Source organism: Micrococcus sp. SL257, from assembly GCF_026625585.1.
In the GTDB taxonomy this organism is placed as follows: Bacteria; Actinomycetota; Actinomycetes; order Actinomycetales; family Micrococcaceae; genus Micrococcus; species Micrococcus luteus.
In genome coordinates, this window is the sequence record NZ_CP113053.1 from 1,175,222 (window position 1) to 1,193,153 (window position 17,932).

The 17,932-nt window shown below is 76.2% G+C and carries 15 protein-coding genes; 7 read left to right on the top strand and 8 right to left on the bottom strand.

Features of this window, described 5'->3' with window-relative positions; genetic code table 11:
- Positions 1 to 3: 3 nt before the first annotated feature.
- Positions 4 to 1,809: a pyruvate kinase gene (locus OVA32_RS05585; RefSeq protein WP_267715705.1), complete on the bottom strand. Its 1,806-nt coding sequence runs from the start codon at positions 1,807 to 1,809 to the stop codon at positions 4 to 6.
- Between the two features lie 33 nt (positions 1,810 to 1,842).
- Positions 1,843 to 3,441, bottom strand: a complete 1,599-nt coding sequence (locus OVA32_RS05590) for an aminopeptidase P family protein (protein WP_267715706.1) — start codon at positions 3,439 to 3,441, stop codon at positions 1,843 to 1,845.
- A gap of 64 nt (positions 3,442 to 3,505) precedes the next feature.
- Here OVA32_RS05590 and OVA32_RS05595 point away from each other — a divergent pair, with 64 nt between their 5' ends.
- The gene (locus tag OVA32_RS05595) at positions 3,506 to 4,366 is read left to right on the top strand and encodes a PHP domain-containing protein (protein ID WP_135101741.1); all 861 of its coding nucleotides are present in this window, start codon (positions 3,506 to 3,508) and stop codon (positions 4,364 to 4,366) included.
- A gap of 118 nt (positions 4,367 to 4,484) precedes the next feature.
- On the opposite strand, the gene OVA32_RS05600 is transcribed toward OVA32_RS05595, so the two are convergent.
- The 5 genes from OVA32_RS05600 to OVA32_RS05620 form a co-directional block, all read right to left on the bottom strand.
- On the bottom strand, positions 4,485 to 6,326 hold the full coding sequence (locus OVA32_RS05600) for a DEAD/DEAH box helicase (RefSeq protein ID WP_095353688.1): 1,842 nt from the start codon (positions 6,324 to 6,326) through the stop codon (positions 4,485 to 4,487).
- A gap of 250 nt (positions 6,327 to 6,576) precedes the next feature.
- Positions 6,577 to 8,142 carry an RNB domain-containing ribonuclease gene (locus tag OVA32_RS05605; protein ID WP_267715713.1) on the bottom strand — a complete coding sequence of 522 codons (1,566 nt, stop codon included), beginning with the start codon at positions 8,140 to 8,142 and terminating at the stop codon, positions 6,577 to 6,579.
- Positions 8,143 to 8,209: 67 nt separating this feature from the next.
- Entirely contained in the window at positions 8,210 to 8,434 is a 225-nt protein-coding gene (locus OVA32_RS05610) for a DUF3107 domain-containing protein (RefSeq protein ID WP_002854967.1), read from the bottom strand.
- A 120-nt stretch (positions 8,435 to 8,554) separates the two neighbouring features.
- Positions 8,555 to 9,211: a TetR/AcrR family transcriptional regulator gene (locus OVA32_RS05615; protein ID WP_036318026.1), complete on the bottom strand. Its 657-nt coding sequence runs from the start codon at positions 9,209 to 9,211 to the stop codon at positions 8,555 to 8,557.
- 25 nt (positions 9,212 to 9,236) lie between these two features.
- A complete protein-coding gene (locus OVA32_RS05620; protein WP_267715715.1) occupies positions 9,237 to 10,589 on the bottom strand; it encodes a glutamyl-tRNA reductase in 1,353 nt (450 codons plus the stop codon).
- 136 nt (positions 10,590 to 10,725) lie between these two features.
- Here OVA32_RS05620 and hemE point away from each other — a divergent pair, with 136 nt between their 5' ends.
- The 6 genes from hemE to OVA32_RS05650 are packed head-to-tail and all read left to right on the top strand — an operon-like array spanning position 10,726 to position 17,549.
- Complete coding sequence (hemE, locus tag OVA32_RS05625; protein WP_069941430.1) at positions 10,726 to 11,949, top strand: uroporphyrinogen decarboxylase; 1,224 nt, start codon at positions 10,726 to 10,728, stop codon at positions 11,947 to 11,949.
- Positions 11,946 to 13,454 carry a protoporphyrinogen/coproporphyrinogen oxidase gene (locus OVA32_RS05630; protein ID WP_267715719.1) on the top strand — a complete coding sequence of 503 codons (1,509 nt, stop codon included), beginning with the start codon at positions 11,946 to 11,948 and terminating at the stop codon, positions 13,452 to 13,454. The genes hemE and OVA32_RS05630 overlap by 4 nt, the downstream gene beginning before the upstream one ends.
- A 50-nt stretch (positions 13,455 to 13,504) precedes the next feature.
- Positions 13,505 to 14,221 (top strand): hydrogen peroxide-dependent heme synthase, encoded by a 717-nt coding sequence (gene hemQ, locus OVA32_RS05635; RefSeq protein WP_036314319.1) that lies wholly within the window; start codon positions 13,505 to 13,507, stop codon positions 14,219 to 14,221.
- A complete protein-coding gene (locus tag OVA32_RS05640) occupies positions 14,221 to 15,570 on the top strand; it encodes a ferrochelatase (protein ID WP_267715722.1) in 1,350 nt (449 codons plus the stop codon). Before hemQ ends, OVA32_RS05640 begins: the two co-directional genes overlap by 1 nt.
- 4 nt (positions 15,571 to 15,574) lie before the next feature.
- Complete coding sequence (gene hemC, locus OVA32_RS05645; RefSeq protein WP_192593459.1) at positions 15,575 to 16,708, top strand: hydroxymethylbilane synthase; 1,134 nt, start codon at positions 15,575 to 15,577, stop codon at positions 16,706 to 16,708.
- Position 16,709: 1 nt separating this feature from the next.
- On the top strand, positions 16,710 to 17,549 hold the full coding sequence (locus OVA32_RS05650; RefSeq protein WP_267715727.1) for a uroporphyrinogen-III synthase: 840 nt from the start codon (positions 16,710 to 16,712) through the stop codon (positions 17,547 to 17,549).
- 27 nt (positions 17,550 to 17,576) lie between these two features.
- Here the strand turns inward: OVA32_RS05650 and OVA32_RS05655 are convergent, their stop codons facing one another.
- Positions 17,577 to 17,858, bottom strand: coding sequence for a hypothetical protein (locus OVA32_RS05655; protein WP_049147275.1), 282 nt, complete (start codon positions 17,856 to 17,858; stop codon positions 17,577 to 17,579).
- Positions 17,859 to 17,932: the final 74 nt, after the last annotated feature.

Sequence of the window (17,932 nt, forward strand, 5' to 3'; positions counted from 1 at the left end):
CCGTCAGAGGGACCAGGACTCGAGCCGCCGGAGCATGTCGCGCTTCTTGCTCGCATGACCGTGCATCCGGCCCAGGATGTCGCCGAGGACGGTGACGGCGCGGTCGATGTACGGGCCCTTGTTCAGCATCGCGGCCTCGGCCCGCTGCGCCATCGCGGCGTCCGTGATCTCCGCCCGTGAGGGCAGGCCGGTCTTGGCGAGGGACTCGAGGACCTGGGTGGCCCAGATCGCGGGCACGTGCGCGGCCTCGCACAGCCACAGGATCTCCTCCTGCAGCTCGGCCATGCGTTCGAAGCCGGCCTCCACCGCCAGGTCGCCGCGGGCGATCATCACCCCGACGTCCCGCCAGCGCATCGCCTCGAGCAGCATCCGCGGCAGCTGCCGGAAGGCCTCCACCGTCTCGATCTTCAGCGTGATGTCCACGTCCGGCGCGGCCTCGGCCTCGAGCGCGTCGATCAGCTGGGCCACGTCCTCGGCCGAGCGGACGAAGGACATGTTCACCATGTCCGCCTGGCGGGCCGCGAACGGGATGTGGGCGAGGTCCTCGTCCGTGAGGGCCGGGATGTCCAGGTGCGTGTCCGGGAAGTTCACGCCCTTCTCCGCCTTGAGCTTCGCCCCGCGCGGGCCGGCCTGGGTCACCTCGAGGGTGATCTCGTCGTCGGACACCCCCGTGATCCGCGTGCCGATCCGTCCGTCGTCGAGGGAGACCCGGTCGCCGACCGCCGCGTCCGCGAACGCCTGCGCCAGGGTGAGGCCGATCCGGTAGGGCGGCGTGTCGACCGCGGGGACCGGCTCGAGCGAGCGGGCCAGCACGATCTCCTCGCCCTCGTGCACGCGCATGGACTGCTCGAGCGGGGGCAGCGGCCCGACCTCGAGCGGCCCGTGCGGCGTCGTCAGCGCCGTGCCCGTCGCCCAGTAGACCGTCTTGTCCGCCTGCACGAGCACGCCCTCGCCGTCCACCTGCTCGACCTCGAGCCTGCGGTGAGCGCCACGCGCGTCGGTCAGCTCGATCTCGTCGCCGCGCTGCAGGACCGCCAGGGTCTTCCCCTCCGGGTCCGCGAGCGGCACGACGACGGCGCCGTCCGGCCGGTCCGCTGTGGCCACGGCGTCGTGGGGCCCGGCGGCGAGCCACACGCGGGAGGGCTCGGTGACGATCCCGGAGGGGTCCCGGGCGGGCTTCACCTTCACGACGCGCGGTCCCGGCTCGATGGGGCCGGTGCGCACCTTCGGCCCGGCCAGGTCCATCGCGACCAGGGGTGCGGGCCGGCCCGCACCGGCACACCGGCGGACCGCCGCGATCATGGCGGCCCACGCCTGCTCGTCGTCGTGGGCGCAGTTCACGCGCGCCAGGTCCATGCCGGCCTCGGCGATCCGGGCCACGAGCTCTGGGTCCGTGGCGGCCTCGGAGGGCATCGTCACCATGATGCGCGCGTCCCGGTCGCCGCGGGCCGGACCGAGCAGGCTCGCTGCGTTGCGGGCGAGGATGGCGCGGCCCTCGGCGGAGGTCAGGGCGTCATCCTCGGGTGCGGTGGCGAGGTCGCCGTCGAGCGCGCGGGCGGCGGCCAGCACCGCGTCCACGTGGCCGAGCACGCCGGCCTCCATGCGGCCCAGCGAGGACAGGCCGGCGTCGCTCAGTGCCTCCTGCAGCGGCCGCAGGTCGGTGCCGCGCAGGGCGACGTAGTGCACGAGGTTCCGGGCCGAGGCCCGGTGGCGGTCCCGGACGCGGGAGATGAGGTCGGCGTGCTCCGCCTCGGCGGAGAGGAGGCGGTCGCGGAGGGCGGTGAGCTCGGTGGTCAGGTCGATACCCATGGTCCGAACCCTAGGGGCGCCCTCCGCGCCGGATCACGCCTGGAGCCGCGCCATCCAGGCCTCGATCTCGTCCGGGGTGCGGGGGAGGGCCGCGGAGAGGCTCTCGGCCCCGTCCTCGGTCACGAGGATGTCGTCCTCGATGCGCACGCCGATGCCGCGGTACTCCTCCGGCACGGCCAGGTCCTCCTCCTTGAAGTACAGACCCGGCTCGATCGTGAAGACCATGCCCGGCTCGAGCACGCCGTCCAGGTAGAGCTCGCGCTTGGCCTGCGCGCAGTCGTGCACGTCGAGGCCGAGGTGGTGCGAGGTGCCGTGGGGCATCCAGCGCCGGTGGTGCTGGCCCTCGTCCGAGAGCGCGACCTCGGCCGAGACCGGCAGCAGGCCCCAGCCGTCGAGGCGGTCGACGAGCACCCGCATGGCCTCGGCGTGGAGCTCGCGGAACCGGATGCCGGGGCGCACGATCGCGAAGGCGGCGTCCGCGGCGTCGAGGACCGCATGGTAGATGCGGCGCTGCACGTCCGTGAACGTGCCGGACACGGGCAGGGTGCGGGTGATGTCCGCGGTGTAGAGGGAGTCGTCCTCGACGCCGGCGTCGAGCAGGAGCAGCTCACCCGGGCGCACGGCGCCCGTGTTGCGGATCCAGTGCAGGATCGTGGCGTTGTTGCCGGAGGCCGCGATCGTGTCGTAGCCCAGGTCGTTGCCCTCGAGGCGGGCGCGGGCGAAGAAGGCGCCCTCGACCACGCGCTCGCCGCGGTCGTGGCCCACGGCGCGCGGCAGGGCCCGCACGACGTCCTCGAAGCCCGCGATCGTGGCGGCCACCGAGGCGCGCATCCGCTCGATCTCCCACGCGTCCTTGACCAGGCGCAGCTCGGAGAGGAACTCGGCGGTCTGGGCGTCGGCCTCGGCCGCGGCGGCCAGGTCCACGCCGGCCTCGGTCCGGACGGCGGCCAGCAGGGCGTCCACGTCCTGGTCGGTCTCGGCCAGCAGCCGCACCGCGGTGCCGTCCGCGGCCACGTTCTTGGTGACGGCGGACTCGAGCTCCTCGAGCCCCGCCGTGCGCAGACCCGTGCGGGCGGCCAGGCCGGCCAGGGTCGGACGGGGGCCGATCCAGAACTCGCCCGAGCGCGAGTCCGCGTAGAACTGCTCGGTGTCCCGGCCGGCCAGGGGACGGAAGTACAGGGTGGCGGTGTGGTCCGTGCCGTCGTCGCCGGCGCCCGGGTCCGTGGGCTCGAGCACGAGCACGGCGTCCGGCTCGTGGTCCACGCCGAGGCCCGTCAGGTGGGCGAACGCGGAGTGCGGGCGGAAGCGGTAGTCGGTGTCGTTCGAGCGGACCTTGAGGCGGCCGGCCGGCACCACGATCCGCTCGCCCGGGAAGCACGCGGACACGGCGGCCCGCCGCCGGGCGGCGTACGGGGCCGCGGCGTCGGGGTCGGGCAGGGCCTGCGACGAGGGCGCCCAGTCGGAGGCCATGAAGTCGCGGAAGGCGTTCGAGGCGGGGCGCTGCGAGCGGTTGTCGACGCGCTCGGCCAGCGGCTGGGGGTTCACCGCGCCGGTGCCGTCGGCGCCCGCCTCGGGGGTGGCGGCGGGCTGGTCGGGGGCGGTCTGGGCGGGGTGCTGTGCGGCATCGGTCATGCCCCCCATCATGGCACCGGTGGGCGCGGGCGGGTCGGGGCCGCCGCGCGCGGGTCTCGGTACCATGGCCGCCATGGCCCGCTACGACCTGCACACGCACTCGACCGAGTCCGACGGCACCGAGCCGCCGGCCGACGTGGTGCGTGCGGCGGCGCGGGCCGGGCTGGACGGCCTCGCGCTCACCGACCACGACACGACCGCCGGCTGGGCCGAGGCCGCCCAGGCCGCGCGGGAGACCGGGCTGACGCTCGTGCCCGGCATGGAGATGTCCTGCACCTCCGCGGACGGCGTGAGCGTGCACGTGCTCAGCTACCTGCACGACCCCGAGGACCCCGCCCTGCTGCGGGAGGTCGGCCTGGCCCGCGACGCGCGGCTGATCCGGGCGCAGGAGATGGTGCGGCGCCTGGGCGCGGACTTCCCGATCACGTGGGAGCTGGTCCAGGAGCACGCGGCGGAGAACGCGACGATCGGCCGGCCCCACCTGGCCGACGCCCTCGTGACGATCGGGGCCGTCCCGGACCGGTCCGCGGCGTTCCGGGAGATCCTCGCCGGCCGGTCCAAGTACTACGTGCCGCACTTCGCCCCGGACCCGGCCGAGGCGGTCGCGCTCATCCGGGCCGCCGGTGGGGTGCCGGTGTTCGCGCATCCCCGGGCGCGCATGCGGGGCCGCGTGGTGGGCGACGAGGTGTTCGAGCAGATGGCCGAGGCCGGACTGGCGGGGGTCGAGGTCGAGCACCGGGACAACCCGGCGGAGGAGCGCACCTGGCTGCGCGCGTTCGCGGACCGGCACGGGCTGTTCGTCACCGGCTCGTCCGACTACCACGGCACCGGCAAGCCCAATCCGATCGGCGAGCACACCACGGGCGCGGAGGTGCTCGCCGAGATCGAGCGGCAGGGCACCGGCACGTCGATCATCCGCGGCTGAGCCCGGACGGCCCGGGCGACGGCGGAGGATCCGTTGCGCGAATGACCCTTCCGGCCGCCTGCACGGCGGTCAGAAGGGTCATTCGTGCAGAAGACTCCCGGGGGCCCGGAAGGGAGGGTCAGCCGTCCACGACCTCGCCGTTGCGGCGCCGCGTGCGGGAGCGGCCGCCCCGGCGACGACGGGCCTCGGCCCGGGCCTCGGCGCGCTCGGCCCGGCGGGCCTCCGTGAGCTCGACGCCGGCCACCGGCTCCGACGTCCGGGCCGCGGGGGTCTCGGAGCGCGAGGCGGTGCGCTCGCGGCCCTCGCCGCGACCACGGCCCCGGCCCTCGGCGCGCTGCTCGGCGGGTGCCTCACCACGCCCGCGGGCCGAGCGCTCGCCGCGGCCTCCGCCGCGTGCATCGTCACGGCCCTCGCCGGAGCGGCCGCCCCGGTTCCGTTCGCCACGGCCTCCGCCGCGCGCCCGGTCACGGCCCTCGCCGGAGCGCCCGCCCCGGCCTCGGCCGCCGCGCTCGCCGTCGCGGGACCGGCCGCCCTCGCGACCCCGTCCGCGGCCGCCGTCGCGCTGCTTCGCCTCGGGGCCGCCGAGGTCCTCGAGCGTCTCGCCCTCGAGGCCCTCGAGCACGCGCTTGGCCTGCGGCAGACGGCCCTTCGTGCCCTTCGGGATGCCGAGGTCGGAGAACAGGTGCGGGGAGGAGGAGTAGGTCTCCACCGGCTCGGGCTGGCCGAGGCCGAGCGCCTTGTCGATCAGGGACCAGCGCGGCATGTCCTCCCAGTCCACGAGGGTCACCGCCACGCCCTTGTTGCCGGCGCGGCCCGTGCGGCCCACGCGGTGCACGTAGGTCTTCTCGTCCTCCGGCGCCTGGAAGTTGAACACGTGCGTGACGTCGTCGACGTCGATGCCGCGCGCCGCGACGTCGGTGGCCACGAGGATGTCCACCTTGCCGTTGCGGAACGCGCGCAGCGCCTGCTCGCGGGCGCCCTGGCCGAGGTCGCCGTGCAGCGCGCCGGCCGCGAAGCCGCGCGCCGTCAGCTCGTCCGCCACGCGAGCGGCCGTGCGCTTGGTGCGCGTGAAGATGATGGTCCGGCCGCGGCCCTCGGCCTGCAGGGCGCGGGCCACGAGCTCGTCCTTGTCCATGTGGTGGGCGCGGTAGACGAGCTGACGGATGTCCTTCTTCGTCAGGCCCTCGTCCTCCGGGTCCGCCGCGCGGATGTGGGTCGGCTGCGTCATGTAGCGGCGCGCCATCGCGACCACGGGACCCGGCATGGTGGCCGAGAACAGCATGGTCTGACGCACGGCCGGGACGGCGGCGAGCAGGGTCTCGACGTCGGGGAGGAAGCCGAGGTCCAGCATCTCGTCGGCCTCGTCCAGCACCACCGTGTTCACCAGGTCCAGGCGCAGGTGGCGCTGGCGCATCAGGTCGATGAGGCGGCCGGGGGTGCCGACGACGATCTCGACGCCGCGCTGCAGCTCCTCGATCTGCGGCTCGTAGGCGCGGCCGCCGTAGATGGTGGCGATGCGCAGGGGGCGCCGGGCCGCGGCGGCCGTGAGGTCGCCGGCCACCTGGACGGCGAGCTCGCGCGTCGGGGCGACGATCAGGGCCTGCGGGGCGCCCGCGGTGCCCTTGGCCTCGAGGCCGTCCCAGCCGGGCTCGCCCGGGCCGATGGCGCGCTGTAGCGCGGGGATGCCGAAGCCGAGGGTCTTGCCGGTGCCGGTCTTGGCCTGGCCGATGATGTCGTGGCCGCCGAGGGCGACCGGCAGGGTCATGGCCTGGATGGGGAAGGGGTGGACGATGCCCTTGGCCTCCAGGGCCTCGACGATCGCGGGGTGCACCCCGAAGTCGGCGAAGGTCTGCTCGGGGGCCACGGGGGCGGCGTCCTCGGTGACGATGTCCTCCGCGATCGCGGCGACCGTCGGGTCGAGGTCGGCGGAGGCGGGGGTGTGCTCGGAGTTCTGGGTCATGGCGACTCGCGTTCCTGGTCAGGCGTCGTCACGGCGGGCGGAAGGCCCGGCTCCGCCGTGCGCGCGGTTCAAGCGGAAGCCGATCGCGAGGCAAGCACGCGGAGCGGCCGACGGGCGGCGCCCCGTGGAACCGGGCGGGCGCGCCGTACGCGGCGGGCCGTGCCGGATCCGGCAGGTCATGGTGCCGTCCCGGGCGTCAGGGGCGCGGGCGGCGGGTCAGGGTGATCAGAGAGCGACCGGTCATCCTGGGTCAGCGTGAGCTGTGCGGCCAGTCTACCCCCGCGGCCGTGATCGCACCCGAGGCGCGGTCCACGCCCTCGATCCGCACGCGCACCCGGGTGCCCGCCGGGACGCTGCCCGGCACCCGCAGGCTCACGGCCGGGTCGAGCAGCCACACCTCCGTGCCGTCCTTCGCCTCGCGCACCGCGATCCCCTCGAGCTCCGCGCCGACGCGGGACTCGAGTGCCGCCGCCTCCACGAGGTCCGCCGCCGTCCGGCTCGCGGCCGAGGCCCGGCGGGACGAGTCCGCCATGAGGGCGGGCAGCTCGGGCAGGGCGTCGCGGACCCATGCGGGGGCGGGGGCGCCGACGGCGTGGGCGTGGCACAGGGCCAGGACGAAGCGGTCCACGAGCCGGCGCAGGGGAGCGGTGGCGTGGGCGTAGGGGGCGGCGAGCGCGGCCTGGGCCGGTTCGTCCGGCGGGGTGCGCAGGGCCGGGTCCTCGGCCTGCGCGTCGAAGGCCTTGTACCCGGCGCCGCGGAACAGCCCGGTGGCCGCGTGCAGTACCGCCAGGTGCCGCGCGTCGGCGGGGTCGAGGGAACGCAGGTAGGCGCCGTAGTCCTGGCCCTCGTCCCACGGGGCGCCCAGGGCGCGCGTGCGCTCTCGGAAGGCGGCGACGGCGTCGGTGTCCGGCGCCGGCATCGTACGCAGGATCCCGACTCCGGCGGCCAGCATCAGCTCGGCCGCGGCCATGCCGGTCAGCAGGGAGAGCTGGGCGTTGTGCTCCTCCGCCGGCAACGGCGCCCGGTGCACGAGCTCGTGCGCCCCGTCCTCGGTGACACGGACCTCCTGGTCCGGCAGGTTCAGGGAGGCACCGCCGCGGGCGGCCTCCTGTGCGGCCCGCCGTCGGCCCACCTCCGGCAGCAGCGCCAGCGAGTCGCGCACCTCGGCCGGCCACCCCTCGGCGGCGGCCCGGTCCGCGTCGGTGACCCCGGGGCGCGGCGTCGTCGGCGCCTGTGCCCCCGGCTGCGCGTCGAGGAAGGCCTGCACCTGCCCGTACGTCAGCTGCGCCCGGGAGCGGATGCGGGCGCGTTCGAGGCCGGTCTCCACGACGGCGCCCGCGGCGTCCAGCAGGAACGTCCAGACGAACGCCGGGCGTTCGCGGTCCGGCAGCAGGGAGGCGGCGTCCTCGCGCAGCACCTCCGGGTGCAGGGGGACCCGGCCGTCGGGCAGGTAGACGGTCTGGCCGCGGCGGCGGGCCTCGGCGTCCACGGCGCCGTCCGGGGTCACGAAGGCGGGCACGTCCGCGATCGCGTAGCGGACGAGGATGCCGTCGTCGTCGGCGGGGGTCAGGAGCAGGGCCTGGTCCAGGTCCGTGGAGCCGGCGGGATCCACGGTGACGAACGGCAGGGCCGTGCGGTCCGCGTGGTCCGGGCTCCCGGTCAGGCCCGCGTGCACCTCACGCGCGGCCGCCTCCGCCTCGGCCAGGACGGGGGCGGGGAAGGCCGACGGCAACTCGAGCTCCGTCCGCAGGGCGGCGAGACGCTCGAGCAGGGCCGGGTCGGCGGGGCCGCGGAGGCCGAGGGCGTGAGGCGACATGGCGATGCTCCTGGGCAGGGGCCGAGACGACGCACGCCCCGGCGGATCACCGGGGCGTGCGGGCGGGTCAGGAGGCGGCGAACCCGAGCGGGCCCGACTTCTTCGCGCCGATCTCCACGAAGCCGATGCGGTCGCCGGGGACGACCACCTGGCGGCCCTTGGCGTCCGCCAGGACCAGCGGGGTGCCGTCGGCGACGGCGGCGTCCACGAGGGAGCGGACCTCGTCCGCCGACTGCTCGCTGTCGATGACGACCTCGCGGCCGACGTGCTGCACACCGATGCGGATCTCCATGGGGAACCTCTTCTCTTCGTCGCGTCCTGTGCGGTCCGCCGTCAGCCTACGGGACCGCTCGGCGGGGTGGACGGGCGCCCACGAGGTTCACCCGCGGGCGAAACGGGCCGGACGGCCGGGTCAGCGCGGCGCGTCGTCCGCGGAGGGCAGCGAGGCGAGGCCGCGCCAGACGAGCGCGTCCACCGTGCGGGCCATCTCGGCGGCGGCGGGGCGGGCGTCGGCGTCGAGCCGGTCCGCCCAGTGGCGGGCGGCGCCCAGGAGATAGCCGACGAGTCCGCGGGAGAGCACCTCGGCCTCGGCCTCGGCTACGGTGGTGTCCGCGCGGATGGTGCGCGCGACCTCGGAGGAGAGCAGCCGGTGGACGGCCTCGCTGCGCGTGCGCACCTCCGGGTCCGCGTCGATGCCGGAGTCGAAGATGAGGCGGTGGGTCCGCTCGGGGGAGGCCATGTACTCGAACACGGCGGCGACGGTGGCCCGCACCCGTTCGCGGTTGTCCCGGCGGGTGTCCATCGCCGCCTCGAGGAGCGCGCGCAGGCTCGCGACCTCGGCGTCCAACAGCTCGAGGAAGAGCTCGTGCTTGCTGGGGAAGTGCTGGTAGAGGACCGGCTTGGAGACCTCGGCCCGCTCGGCGATCTGCTCCATGGAGGCCCCCGCGTACCGCTCGGCGGCGAAGACCGCGCGGGCGCAGTCCAGCAGCTGGCGGCGACGCTCGTGCCGGGGCAGACGACGGCCTCGCCCGGGCTCGTCGGGCGCGGTGGCGGCGGGGTGGGCGGTCACGGGGTCTTCCTGGCGCGGGGCGGGCTCACGCGATGCGCGCGGCGCCGCCGTCGTCCTCGTGCGCGGGGCAGGCCGCCTCGACCGTGCCCACGGCGGGGGCGGGGCGGCCGGGGGCCTCGATCCCGAAGACCGCCTCGAGGGCGTCCTCATAGCGGTCGAGCCGGCCCTCGGCGGCGAGTCGCTTGGCGCGCACGCTGGGTTCGTGCAGGAGCTGGTTCACCATGCGGCGCAGGGCGAACTCCACCTCCTCGGCGGCCGCCGTGCAGCCGTGGCGGGCGCGCACGCGCTCGAGCTCCCGGTCGAGCACGCCGAGGGTGTGGCGGCGCAGGGCCTTGATGGCCGCGTCGGCGCTGCGGCCGCGCTGCGCGGCGCGGTACTCCTCGACGGCGTCGTCCACGAGCGCGCGGGCCTCGGCGACGGCGACCTGGGCCTGCTCGGGGGCGGCCAGCCGCACCGACTCGAGGGTGATGAGGTCGACGTCCGGCAGGTCCGCGACGGCGGGGTCGAAGTCGCGCGAGAGGGCCAGGTCGACCACCGTGAGCGGGCGCCGTCCGCCCTCGCGCAGCTCCTGCAGGCGCTCGGGGCTGATCTGGCGCTCGCCACCGGAGGAGCCGATGATCACGTCCGCCTCGGCGACGGCGCCGGCCACGGCCTCGCCGCCGAGCGCGAGGGCCCAGCCGCCGCGGTCCGCGACGAACTGCTCCGCGCGGCCTGAGGCCGAGTGCACGCCGACGGTGGTCGCACCCCGGTCCGCCAGCTGCGCCAGCGTGGTGCCGGCGTAGGCGCCCGTGCCGATCAGCAGGATGGTGGCCCCGGCCCAGAAGTCGCGCTGGGCCGCGGCGTCGGTGAGACCGCGCAGCTCCTCCGCGAGGTCCAGGGCGACGGAGACGACCGAGCGGCCGGCCGCGCCGAGCGCCGTGCGGGAGCCGACGTCCTTGGCCGTGCGCGTGGCGGACTCGAAGAGGCGGACGAGCGGGCCCGAGGCGGTGCCGGCCTCCTGGGCCGCCGTCAGGGCGCGTCGGACCTGACCGGCGATCTCGCGCTCGCCCACCACGGCGGAGTCCAGTCCGGCGCCGACCTCGAAGAGGTGACGGGCCGTGGCGTCGGCGTCGAGCGTGCGGAACGCGGTGTGCACGTCCTCGTCCGGCAGGGAGGTGGAGGCGGCGACGGCGGACAGCAGCCCCGTGCGGGCGGCCTCGACGCCGGCCCCGTCGGCCTCGGCGTAGATCTCCACGCGGTTGCACGTGGCCAGCACGACGGCGCCCGCCGCGCCGCTGCCGGGCAGGGCGGGCCCGACCCCGGTCGCGCCGGCGCTGAGGCGGGCGACCGTGTCCAGGTCCAGGTCATGGTGGGAGGCGACGAGAGAGAAGACAGTCACAGCGGGCCAAGTCTAGCCCCGACCGCCCCGCCCGTCCGGGAAGGCGGACCTGACCCGGGTGCCGTCGGCCAGTGTGACGGCGCTCACGGAGGACGCGGATGTGCCACCGCGACACGACCGGTGGGACACTGGGGGCATGTCCGCCCTGTCCCAGACCCCCGAGACCCCCGCGGCCGTCCCGGCACTGCCCGCCGAGCACCCGCTGCGCACCGAGGATCCGTCACGCTCGACCGTGGCCAGCCCGCTCCTTCGCGCGCTGCGCGGCCAGCGCCCCGACCGCCACCCCGTGTGGTTCATGCGGCAGGCCGGCCGTTCGCTGCCCGAGTACCGCCGGGTGCGCGAGGGGATCGGGATGCTCGACTCCTGCCTCATGCCGGACCTGGTCCGGGAGATCACGATGCAGCCGGTGCGCCGCCACGACGTCGACGCGGCGATCTTCTTCTCGGACATCGTGGTCCCCCTGCGCCTGGCGGGCGTGGACGTGGAGATCCAGCCCGGCGTGGGCCCCGTGCTCGGCCAGGCCGTCCGCACCGCCGACGACGTCGCCGCGCTGCCCGTCCTCGAGGACGCCGCCCTGGACGTCATCCGCGAGGCCGTCGCGGCCACCGTCGCCGAGCTGGGCCCGCGCCCCCTGATCGGCTTCGCCGGCGCCCCCTTCACGCTGGCGGCGTACATGGTGGAGGGCCGTCCCTCCCGCGACCACTTCGGCCCGCGACGCATGATGCACGCCGACCCCGAGACCTGGGCCGCCCTGGCCGGCTGGGCGGCCACCGTGTCCGGCCAGTTCCTGCGCGCCCAGCTCGAGTCCGGCGCCTCCGCCGCGCAGCTGTTCGACTCGTGGGCCGGTTCGCTCTCGGCGGACGACTACCTCGAGCACGTGCAGCCGCACTCGACGGCGGCCCTCGCCCATGTCGCCGACCTCGCCGGGCCCGGCGTCCCCGACGGCGCCCCGCTCCTGCACTTCGGCACGGGCACCGGAGAGTTCCTGCACCACATGCGTGACGCGGGCGCGACCGCCGTCGGCGTGGACCACCGCCTCACCCTCGCCGAGGCGCACCGCCGGCTCAGCGCGAACCCCGGCCCCGACGGACGCGGCGCGGTGCCCCTGCAGGGCAACATCGACCCGGCCCTGCTCGCCGCCCCGTGGGAGGTCCTCGAGGCCCACGTGCGCGACGTCGTCGCCTCCGGCGCCGTCGCGCCCGGCCACGTCGTCAACCTCGCCCACGGCGTGCCGCCGGAGACGGACGCGGCCGTGCTGACCCGCGTGGTCGAGCTGATCCACTCCCTGCCCGTGCCGGAGCGGGAGGGCCAGGACCCGGCACCGGGGGTCGAGACCGCCGAGCGGGAGGAGCGCGCATGAGCGGCACGGCGCTCGTGGTCGGCGGCGGCATCGCCGGCCTCGTCGCGGCCCACCGACTGTCCACGGCGGGCTGGGACGTGACCCTCGCCGAGGCCACCTCCGTGCTCGGGGGCGCAGTCTCCCCGCGGTTCCTCGACGTCCCCTCGCACGGCGAGACCGGGGCCCCCGAGACCCAGACCCTCGAACTCGACGGCGGCGCCGAGTCGTTCGCCGTCCGCGGCGCCGCCGTGCGCGCGCTCGTGGAGGAGCTCGGGCTGGGCGAGAAGATCGTCGCGCCCGAGCCCCTCGGCTCGTGGCTGCACGGTCCCGCCGGCCCCGTGCGTGCCCCGCGTCTCGGCATCGTCGGCATCCCCGGCGACCTCGACGCCGAGGACCTCGCCGCCGCCCTCACGCCGGCCGGCCTGGAGCGCGCCCGGCAGGACGCCGAGGCCCCCATGGATCGCTGGGCCGCCGCGCTCGCGGCCGGCGAACCGGTCACCGTCGCGCAGGTCGTGGCCGACCGCCTCGGCGACGAGGTGCTCGACCGCCTCGTGGCCCCCGTCGTCGCCGGAGTCCACTCGGCCGACCCCGCGGTCGTCGAGCTGGAGCGCGTGGCCCCCGGCCTGCTCGCCGCCGCCGTGGAGCACGGCGGGCTGGCCGCGGGCGTCGCCGCGCTGCGGTCCACCGGGACCCCCGGCTCGCTCGTGGCCGGTCTGGACGGCGGCATGGTCCGCCTCACCGGCCGGCTCGTCGAGGCGCTGCGCGAGGACGGGGCCACCGTCCTGCGCGGTGTCCGGGTGGCCGCCCTGTCCCGCGTGCCCGCCACCGGCGGCTGGTGGGCCCAGATCTCGGACCGGGACGACGAGGTCGTCCGCGGGCTCGACGTGGACCGCGTCGTGCTGGCCGTGGACGGCGTCACCGCCTGGGACCTGCTGGCCCCGCTCTCGGCCGAGGCCCTGGACCCCGACGCCGGCCCCGCCCTCGGCGAGGGCATCGCGCTGGCCACGCTCGTCGTCGAGGCCGCGGGCCTGGACGACGCGCCGCGCGGCACCGGAGTGCTGGTCGGCGCCGGGACGGACGTGGCCGCCAAGGCCCTGACCCACGCCACCGCCAAGTGGGCGTGGCTGCGCGAGGTCGTCGCGCGGCCGCAGGAGGACGGCGTCGCCCGTCATCCCCACCGCCACGTGCTGCGCCTGTCCTACGGCCGCCAGGGCGGCGGGCCCGAGGCCCTGGGCCACCGCAGCGCGGACGAGGAGCTGCTCGCGCAGGCGCTCGTGGACACGGCGACTCTCACCGGGGTGCCGCTGGCGGAGGAGGACGTCGTCGCCCGCACCGTCACCCGCTGGCGCCGCTCCATCCCGCCGCAGGCCGGCCCCGACCGCGCGAAGGCGGACACGCTGATCGACTGGGCACGGGACGTGCCCGGCCTCGACCTCGTGGGCAGCTGGGTGCACGGCACCGGGCTGGCCGCCGTCGTCGCCGGCGTGGACCGCACCCTCGGCGCCGCCGCACCGCCCGCCGGCTGACCTCGCCCCCAGACCACCCCTGACGCAATCGGATCCCAAGGAAGAGGACCATGACCAAGGACAGCACCACCACCCCTGCCGAGGCCGGCAAGGACTGGTTCACCACCTACACCGTGTTCGCCCGCCCGCAGGGCGAGCCAGGCTGGCTGGGACTGGAGGGCCGCGACGCGAAGAAGGCCGCCAAGGAGTTCGACGAGGCCGTCGCGCGGGTGGCCCAGACCGGCGTGACCGTGCGCGGCGTCTACGACGTCTCGGGCATGCGCGAGGCCGGCGACGTCATGGTGTGGATGTACGGCCAGGTGCCCGAGGACCTGCAGGCCGCCATCCGCGAGCTGCGCCGCACCCGTCTGCTCGAGGGCACCACGATGGTGCTCTCGGCCATGGGCGCCGATCGCATGGCCGAGTTCAACAAGGACCACGTCCCCGCCTTCGCCATGGGCCGCAAGGCCCTGAAGTGGCTGTGCTTCTACCCGTTCGTGCGCTCGTACGACTGGTACCTGCTGGACCCGAAGGAGCGGGCCCGCATGCTCCGCGAGCACGGCCAGCTCGGCCAGGACTTCCCGCAGGTGTGGGCGAACACCACCAGCGCGTTCGGCCTGAACGACTGGGAGTGGCTGCTGGGCCTCGAGGCGGACGAGCTGACGGACCTGGTGGACATGATGCGCCACCTGCGCAACAACGAGACCCGCCTGCACGTGCGCAGCGAGGTGCCGTTCTACACCGGACGCCGTCTGGAGACCGCCGAGATCGCGGAGGTGCTGGCCTGATGACCGCCGCCCCCGAGCCCCGCGCCGACGCGCCCGTCCACACCGGCCCGGACGCCGGCGTCGCCCCGGCCCTCCGGACGCCCGAGAAGGCCGCCGCCGGCGTCGACTACGACGTGTGCGGCGTGATGGCCCCCAAGGACTACGACGCCCTGCTGCTCGCCTCCTTCGGCGGGCCCGAGGGCCAGGACGACGTGATCCCGTTCCTGCGCAACGTCACGCGCGGGCGCGGCATCCCGGACGAGCGCCTCGAGGAGGTCGCCACCCACTACCGCGCCAACGGCGGTGTCAGCCCCATCAACGCGCAGAACCGCGCGCTGAAGGCGGCCATCGAGGCCGAGCTGGCCGCCCGCGGCCTGGAGCTGCCCGTGTACTGGGGCAACCGCAACTGGGAGCCCTACTTCCCGGACACCCTCGCGCGGATGCACGCCGACGGGCACCGCCGCATCCTGACGGTCACCACCTCCGCGTACTCCTGCTACTCCTCGTGCCGCCAGTACCGCGAGGACATGGGCATGGCCATGGAGCAGACCGGCCTGACCGGGAAGGTGGACCTGGACAAGACGCGCCAGTACTTCAACCACCCCGGCTTCATCGAGCCGTTCCGGGACGGCCTGCGCGCGGACCTGGCGTCGCTGCGCGCGGAGCTGGGGGACGACGCGCGGATCCACGTGCTCTTCGCGACCCACTCGATCCCCACCTCCGACGCCGCCGCCGCCGGCCCGCGCGGCCTCGCCGCCGACCTGCGCGCGCAGGCGGGGGCGGAGCCGGGCGATGAGGGTGCGGACGTGTACTCGGCGCAGCACCTCGATGTGGCCCGCGAGATCCTCGCCGGCGTGCCCGAGGCCGCGGACGTGCCGTGGTCGCTCGTGTACCAGTCGCGCTCCGGCCCGCCCTCGGTGCCGTGGCTCGAGCCGGACATCAACGACGCGATGGAGCACCTCGCGGGCGAGGGCGCCGAGACGGACGCGCAGGGGCGCGCCGTGGCGGGCTTCGTCGTCGTGCCGCTGGGCTTCGTCTCGGACCACATGGAGGTGGTCTGGGACCTCGACACCGAGGCCAAGGAGACCGCCGAGGGGCTGGGTGTGGGGTTCCGTCGCAGCCCCACCCCGGGCACCGACCCGCGGTTCGTGGCCGGGCTCGTGGACATCGTGGAGGAGCGGTTGGGCCGCCGCGAGGGCCGCGCCGCGGCCGGCTGCTTCCCGGCGTGGTACGACGTGTGCCGGCCGGACTGCTGCGCCAAGGTGATGCGGGACGGCTCGACGCGGCCGACGACGTCCGCGGTCGACGCCGCCGTGCGCGGGCTGGCCGAGCACGAGGCGGGCGCCGCGGCCCCCGCCGAGGAGGCCTGAGACCGTGACCCCCCTGCGCATCGGCACCCGGGGCTCCGCCCTGGCGACCACGCAGACCACCCACGTGGCCGAGGCGCTCACGGAGCGCTCCGGCCTGGCCCACGAGCTGGTGGTGATCCGCACCGAGGGTGACGTCACCACCGGCTCGCTGGCCTCGCTGGGCGGCACCGGCGTGTTCGCCTCGGCGCTGCGGGCCGCCGTGCTCGACGGCGTCGTGGACGCGGCCGTGCACTCGCTCAAGGACCTGCCGGCCGCCCAGCCGGAGACCCTCGAGATCGCCGCGGTGCCGGCCCGGGCCGACCTGCGGGACGCCCTGTGCGCCCGCGACGGCCTCACCCTGGCGACCCTGCCCGAGGGCGCCCGGGTGGGCACGGGCTCGCCGCGCCGCGTGGCCCAGCTCAAGGCGCTGCGCCCGGATCTGGAGCTCGTGGACATCCGCGGCAACGTGCAGACCCGCCTGGCCCGCGTGCCCGGGCTGGAGCAGCACGACGACCACGCCCCGGCCGCCGCGGGGTCGCCCCGCGGTGACCTCGACGCCGTGATCCTGGCCTGTGCCGGGCTCGACCGCCTCGGCCTGGACCACGTGATCACCGAGCGGATCGACCCGGAGGTCATGGTGCCCGCCCCCGGGCAGGGCGCCCTGGCCGTGGAGATCCGGGCCGAGGACGAGTCCTTCCTCGGCCGGGCGCTCCTGGACCCCCAGGCGCCGGTCGGGAGGATGCACGCCGCCCTCGAGCTGGTCGACGATCGGGACACCCACGTGGCGGTCACCGCCGAGCGGGCCCTGCTGCGTCGCCTCGAGGCCGGCTGCGCCGCGCCGATCGGGGCCGTGGCCCGCGTGAGCGACGGCGAGGCCGGCGCGCCGCGCATCGAGATGACCGCGATGGTGGCCGCCCTCGACGGCTCTCGCGTGCTGCGCCGGACCTCGTCCGTGCAGCTCGACCCGGTGCCGGCCGACGTGGCCGGTGACCCGGCGGCCGCCGACGAGTGGCTCGAGGACACCCTGTTCGTGGCCGCGGAGGCACTCGGCGTGCACGTGGCCGAGCAGTTCGTGGCCGAGGGCGCCGACCTGCTGCCCGGCACGGTGCGCGGGGTGGACCGGGGCGACGGCGCCCCGCGGCCCGACGACCCGGCCTGAGATGCGCGTCCTGCTCACCCGCCAGCAGGCCCAGGCCGGCGACCTGGAGGCCGGTCTCGCCGGCGCCGAGGTGGCGGGGCGGCGGCTGCGGGTCGGCTTCCTGCCGCTGACCGACTTCGCGCTGCCCGACGACGACGGCCCGCTGCGCGCGCTGCTCGCGGACTGGGCGGGTGCTGACGGCGATGCGGTCGGGCCGGTGCGCTCGGACGGGCCCCGCTGGCTCGTGGTGACGAGCCCCAACACCGTACGGGCGCTCAGGGCCGTCGGCTGGGACGGCCATGTCCCGGCGGGCGCGCGGATCGCGGTCACCGGACCGGGCACGGCACGGGTGCTGACCGAGGCGGGCTGCGACGAGGCGCCGTGGCTGCCGCCCGAGGACCGCTCCGCCGAGGGCCTGATCGCCGGACTCGCCGCCCTGCATCCCCGCGGCGCCCGCGCGTGGCTGCCCCAGTCCGATCGGGCCCGGCCCCGCCTCGCCGACGGCCTGCGCGCGGCGGGCTGGGACGTGCGGACCGGGCTCGCCTACCGGACGGTGCCGTATCCGGCGCAGGCCGGCAGGCGACTGCTCGACGGGGCGGCGGACGAGGGTCGGGGGGACGTCGTGACGCCCGCGCGGCTGGCCGAGGTCGCGGCGGGGACCGCCGTGGTGCTCACCAGCTCGTCCGCGGCGGAGGAGTTCGTGGCCGCGGGTCTGACGCCGCTGGTGGGGGAGCGGGTGCGGCTCGTGGCGATCGGCGCGCCGACCCGGGACACGTGCGCGCGGCGGGGTCTGCCCCTGCTCGGGACGGCCCCCACGCCGGACGCGGCCGGAGTGCTGGCCGTGCTGCGCGCTGCGGCCTGAGCCGCCCGTCCGCACTCGGGGCGAGGCTCAGTCGGGGCGGTCGCCGTCCGGGTCGGGCGCGTCGTCCTCCGACGGCGCCGGGCCGGCGTCGTGCTTCTCGTCCTGCGGCACGCCGGTGGCGGCGGCCATGATGTCCACCCGCGGGCCGCGCAGGATGGCGACCGAGACGTTGGTGAAGCCCGTGTTGGCGAGCAGCTCCGAGGCCTCCTCGTCCGTCAGGTCGTACGCGTGCGCGAGCATGCGCACGTTCTCCGTGTAGAAGGCGTGCAGGCGGTCGACGCCGCGCAGGAAGCCCAGAGTGTTCCCCATGGCGGGGAGCCTACCGGGCGGGCGTGGTGGGCGGGTGGCCGGCGGGTGAACGGCCGGTGGACCGGCCCGCCGGC